Origin of the sequence: Cellulomonas hominis (assembly GCF_005239125.1) — a bacterium.
Classification (GTDB): domain Bacteria; phylum Actinomycetota; class Actinomycetes; order Actinomycetales; family Cellulomonadaceae; genus Cellulomonas; species Cellulomonas hominis_A.
Genome location: NZ_SZYE01000220.1, coordinates 1 through 5,449, shown reverse-complemented (window position 1 = coordinate 5,449; position 5,449 = coordinate 1). Strand labels below are relative to the sequence as shown.

At 76.5% G+C, this 5,449-nt stretch carries 2 protein-coding genes and 1 pseudogene; 2 read left to right on the top strand and 1 reads right to left on the bottom strand.

Annotated features, from left to right (window positions below; translation table 11 throughout):
* A pseudogene (locus FA014_RS20220) lies at positions 1-594 on the top strand (FHA domain-containing protein); the annotation flags it as partial.
* 244 nt (positions 595-838) lie between these two features.
* Here FA014_RS20220 and eccCa read toward each other — a convergent pair.
* On the bottom strand, positions 839-4,816 hold the full coding sequence (gene eccCa, locus FA014_RS17470) for a type VII secretion protein EccCa (protein ID WP_154730910.1): 3,978 nt from the start codon (positions 4,814-4,816) through the stop codon (positions 839-841).
* Positions 4,817-5,076: 260 nt separating this feature from the next.
* On the opposite strand from eccCa, the gene FA014_RS17465 reads away from it, so the two are divergent.
* On the top strand, positions 5,077-5,449 hold a 373-nt coding region (locus tag FA014_RS17465), incomplete at its 3' end, for a hypothetical protein (protein ID WP_154730909.1).

The window sequence follows — 5,449 nt, the reverse complement described above, 5'->3', positions numbered from 1 at the left end:
CCCGCGGCGACCGCGCCCGACGCGCCGATCACCCCGCCGGACGCGCCCGCGCAGCCGACGGTGACCGCGCCCGGTCCGGCAGCGACGCCCACCGTGGCGACCGCGCCCCGGCACGCGGCCTCGTCCGCGCCCTCGACCGCCACGGCCCCCACCCCCACGACCGACACCCCGCTCGACCTGCCCGACAGCACCGTCCCGACGGCGAGCCTCGGCGACCTGGAGCACACCCGCGTCGGCCGCTGGGCGGGCTCGCTCGACGCGGCGTCGTCCACGCTCGCCCTCGTGCTCGACACCGGCGAGCGCGTCGCCGTCACCGGCCCGGGCCTCGTCGGGCGCCGCCCGGTCCCGGGGACCGAGCAGTGGGCCCACCTGGTCACGATCGACGACCCCGGTCAGTCGGTCTCGTCGACCCACCTGGCGTTCTGGCCGGTCGACGGCGGCCTGGACGTCCTCGACCGCGGCTCCACCAACGGGACCGTGCTGCTCGACGCGGCGGGCAAGCCCTGGAGCCTCCCGCCGGGACAGCCCGCCCGGGTCGGCGCCGGCTGGACCCTCGTCCTGGGCAGCCGTCGCATCACCGTCGTCCAGGCGTAGCCGCCCCGGGTCGAGAGCCGCGGCCGCACTCACCCCCGGCGGGTGAGGCCGGCGACGCTCACCGGACGGCAGCATGGGGCGGAGCCGGTACTCCCGGCAGGCGCGCCGCCCCGGGGCCGGGGGGACCGGGGCCGGCCGCGCCGCCCACGCCTCGCTCGGCGAGTGGGCATCCGACGCGTCGAGAGAGTATCCGGCGGATGCACGCTCGACGTGTCGACCACCCCCTCGGTGACGCGGGCGCCCGTCAGAGGGTCGGCGGGGTCCAGGCCAGCTGGACGACCTGGCGGCCCTCGTCGCGGGTGACCAGCTGGGCGCGCCCGGCCACGGACGGCACGGGCTTCGCCCCGCCGACCAGCGCGCCCTCGTCCGGGCTGCCGGACATCACGATGCCCGGGGCGGCGAGGTCGCGCAGGGCCTGCAGGACGGGCTCGTACATCGCACGCCCGGCGCCGCCCGACCGGCGGGCCAGCACCAGGTGCAGGCCCACGTCCCCGGCCTGGGCGAGCAGCGGCACGAGCGGCTGCAGCGGGTTGCCCGTGGTCGTCGAGACGAGGTCGTAGTCGTCGACGATCACGTACACCTCGGCGCCGGTCCACCACGACCGCGACCGGAGCTGCTCGGGGGTCACGTCCGGCCCGGGCAGCCGGGTGCGCAGGTAGTCGGCGAGCCCGGCGATCTCGGCCGCGGCCTGGTCCTGGGTGGTGAAGTAGCCCGCGAGGTACTCCTCGGGGATCTCGCCGAGCAGCGACCGCCGGAAGTCGACGGCGAAGATCTGCGCCTGCTGCGGGGTGTGCAGCCGGCGGATCTCGGACGCCACGGCCCGGAGCAGCGCGGACTTGCCGGAGCCGCCGTCGCCGAACGCGTACAGGTGCGGCTCCTCCGCGACGTCGATCCCGACCGGGGCGAGCGCGGCCTCGTCGATGCCGAGCAGGAGCCGGCGGGCGTCGGCGCGGGCGTCGGAGCGGACGTGGTCGAGGGTGACCTCGTCGGGCAGCAGCCGGAGCTTGGGGCCGGCGGGGCCCTGCCAGGCGGCGTTGACGGTCTGGATGAGGTGCGTGACGCCGGCGCCGAGGGTGTCGGGGGAGGAGTCGCCGTCGACGCGGGGCAGGGCGGTCAGCACGTGGTGCTTCGACACCGCGAGGCCGCGGCCCGGTCGGTCCTTGGGCACGTTGACGGCGACCTTGCGGTCGATCTCCGAGTCCATCGGGTCGCCGAGCCGGAGCTCCAGCCGCGTGCCGAACAGGTCCTTCACCTGGGTGCGGAAGTCCATCCAGCGCGCGGCGGACGCCACGAGGTGCACGCCGAACGTGAGGCCGCGGCCGGCGAGCGCCTGGATGCGCGGCTCCAGCTCGTCGAACTCGGCGCGGATCGTGGACCAGCCGTCGACGAGCAGGAACACGTCGCCGTAGCCGTCGTCGGCGGTGCCCTGCGCGCGGCGGGTGCGGTAGGTCTCGATGGAGTCGATGCCGTTCGCCCGGAAGTACCGCTCGCGCTCGTCGACGATCGACTCGACCTCGGCGACCGTCCGGCGCACGACGTCGGGCTCGGCCCGGGAGGCGACGCCGGACACGTGCGCCAGCCCGGCCAGCGGGGCGAACGTGCCGCCGCCGAAGTCGAGCACGTAGAACTGCACCTCGAGCGGCGTGTGCGTGAGCGCCAGCGCGGTGACGACGGAGCGCAGGACGGTGCTCTTGCCGGTGCGCGGGGCGCCGACGACGGCCATGTGGCCCGCCGCGCCGCCGAGGGACACGGTGAGGTTCTCCCGGCGCTGCTCCAGCGGCCGGTCGACGGTGCCGAGCGGGACCGTGAGCGTGCCCGCGGCGCGCCAGCCCGGCGACACCAGGCCCAGCCGCGGGTCGGCGACGAGGTCGGGCATGAGCTCGTCGAGGGTGCGGGGGACGACCAGCGGCGGCAGCCACACCTGGTGCGCGGGCGGGCCCTGGCCCTTCATCCGCTGCACGGCGATGTCGAACGTCGCGCGCGCGTCCTCGGGCTCGGCGACCACGACCTCGGTGGTCGCGGGCTCGACCTCGACCGCACCGAGCACGGGCGCTGCGGTGAACGACTCCAGCCGGGTCAGCCCGGTCCCCGCGACGGTGCCGCCGGCCGCGGCCCGGCGCCGTGCCTTCGGCGGGCCGGACACGTAGGCCGCGCGGAACTGGATCATCGTCGTGGTGTCGGGCTTGAGGTAGCCCATGCCCGGGACGGGCGGCAGCGTGTACGCGTCGGGGACGCCGAGGACGGTGCGCGACTCGGCGGCGGAGAACGTGCGCAGGCCGATCCGGTAGGACAGGTGCGACTCGAGCCCGCGGAGCCGGCCCTCCTCCAGCCGCTGCGAGGACAGCAGCAGGTGCATCTGCAGCGACCGGCCCAGGCGGCCGATCGTCACGAACAGGTCGACGAACTCCGGCTTCGCGGACAGCAGCTCGGAGAACTCGTCGCAGACGATGAGCAGGGCCGGCAGCGGGGCCAGGTCGGTGCGGCCGCCCTTGCGGGCCTTCTCGTAGTCGGCGACGTTGGCGAAGTTGCCCGCGGCCCGCAGCAGCTCCTGGCGGCGGACCATCTCGCCCTGCAGGGCGTCCTGCATGCGGTCGACGAGCGTGAGCTCCTCGCCGAGGTTCGTGATGATCGCGGAGACGTGCGGCATGTCGGCCATGCCGGCGAAGGTCGCGCCACCCTTGAAGTCGACCAGGACGAAGTTCAGGTCCTCGGACGAGTGCGTCATCGCCAGCGCCAGCACCAGCGTCCGCAGCACCTCGGACTTGCCGGAGCCGGTCGCGCCGATGATGAGGCCGTGCGGGCCCATGCCCTGCTGGGCGGACTCCTTGATGTCGAGCGCGACGGGCTGGCCCTGCGGCGTGACGCCGATCGGCACCCGGAGCCGGTCGCGGGGCAGGCGCGGCCGCCAGGCGACGTCCAGGTCGAGGTCGCGGACGTCGCCGACGCCGAGCAGGTCGACCAGCTCGGACGACACCTCCTCGTCGCCGCGCTCCGGCCCGGACTCGACGTGCAGCGGCAGCAGGCGGCGCGCGGTGGCCTCGGCGTCCGCGACGGACATCTGGTCGCCCTCGACCCGCACGGGCGCGTTGCCGAGCCGCAGCACGTCGACCGGCGCGCGCACGGCGTCCTCGGTCGCGACCGCGGCGCCGACGTTGAGCCGCAGCGTGGTGGGCTCGTCGAGCTCGTCCCAGCGGTCGGGCAGCTCCAGCACGGTCACGCCGAGCACGCCGTCGGTGGTGAGGATCGCGTTGCCGACCGGGACGTGCCCGCCGTCGACGACGACCAGCACGTGCGGCAGCGGCGCCTCCGCGGCGTAGCCGAACCGGGGGCGGTCGACGAGGTCCTCGGGGAGGAGCGACTCGACGTCGGCGAGGGTCGTGCCGATCATCCGGGCGGCGCCGACGGCGTCCCGGGACCGCGTCGAGTGGGCGTGCGGCAGCCACTTGACCCAGTCCCACTCGGGGAGGGCGGCGTCGCTCGCCACGACGGCGATCTGCAGGTCCTCGGGCGCGTGGAACGTCGCGAGCTGGCTGACCACGGCCCGGGCGAGGGCGCGCGTCTCGGTGGCCGCGCCGGTGACCTCGATGCGGGCGACGGACCGGACGTCGAACGCGAGCGGGACGCCCTGCTGCACCCGGTGGGTCACCAGGAACCGGTGCGCGGCGGACGCGGCGACCGGGTCGAGCTGCGCCAGCGGCGGGGTCTGCGGCGCCTCGAGGTCGAGGCAGAGCGGCTGCGACCCGACGCCGACCCGTGCGACCAGGAAGTCGTCGTGCTGGGACCGGCGCTCCCACACCCGGGTGCGCTCCTCGGCGACGGCCGGCAGGGCGCGCGGGTCGGGGGAGGCCCACTCGGCGGCCCGGCGCTGGGCGCCCGCGGCCTGCCGGACGGAGTTCCGCAGGTCGGACAGGTAGGCGAGGTACTCGCGCCGGGCGCCGACGACCTGGGCCTGGTGCTGCGACCGCTGCCGCCAGCCGTTGACGCCCACGAACCCGAGCGACGCCAGCAGGAACATGCCGGCCGTGATGAAGCCGCGCGGGCCGGGCTGCGTGGTCGCGACGAACACGATCGAGCCTACCGAGCCGAGCATGGGGATCGCGTTCGCGAGCATCCCGCTGATGCCGTCGGAGGCCTGGATCTCGGGCGGGGGCTGCAGGACGACCTGTCCGCTGGGGACGGCGGGCGGCTCGAGGCGCGTCCCCTGCTGCGGCGCGATCGACATCGTCGGCGCTCGGTCCCTCCTGCCGGGCGGGGAGCCAGACGCCCCCCGACGTTCCTGTGGCGTCAACCTACCCGCACGGGCGCGCGCGGGGCGGTCGGCGTTCCACCGTCCGGGCGATCCTCGCCGCGGTGCGCCCGCACCGGGGGACGACCGGGGTGCTGACCGGCCCTGACCGCATAGCATGACTGGCGCCGCGCCCGGGGGCGGGCGGGACCGCCGCCGACGCCCCGCCGGGCGCGCGACCGGCGGAGGGAGAGCGCGTGACGGTGCAGGCGACCGGCGCACCCCTGACGCGCGTCGCCGTGCACCTGGGCGCCCGTCGCCTCGACGTCGCCCTGGACGCCGGCCGCACCCTCGGCGAGCTGCTCGCCGCCGCCGGCGTGCCGCTCCTGCCGGGGATGCTCGCCCTCGACTCCGCCGGGCACGTGCTGGACCTGGCCGCCCCGGTGGCCGCGCAGGTGTCCGACGGCGCGGTCGTGCACGTCGTCGCTCCGGCGCCACGCCCCCGGGGGAGGGCCGCCCGCGCCCGCGAGGGCTGGGTCGCGCGCCGGCCCGACCCGCAGCCGGCGCTCCTGGGCGCCGCCGCGGTCGCGGCGGGCGTGCTCGCGGCCGTCGGCCTGATCGACCCCGTCG

Coding starts and splice junctions, on each gene's coding strand:
- eccCa (WP_154730910.1), bottom strand. CDS start 4,816: ATGTCGATCGCGCCGCAGCAGGGGACGCGCCTCGAGCCGCCCGCCGTC.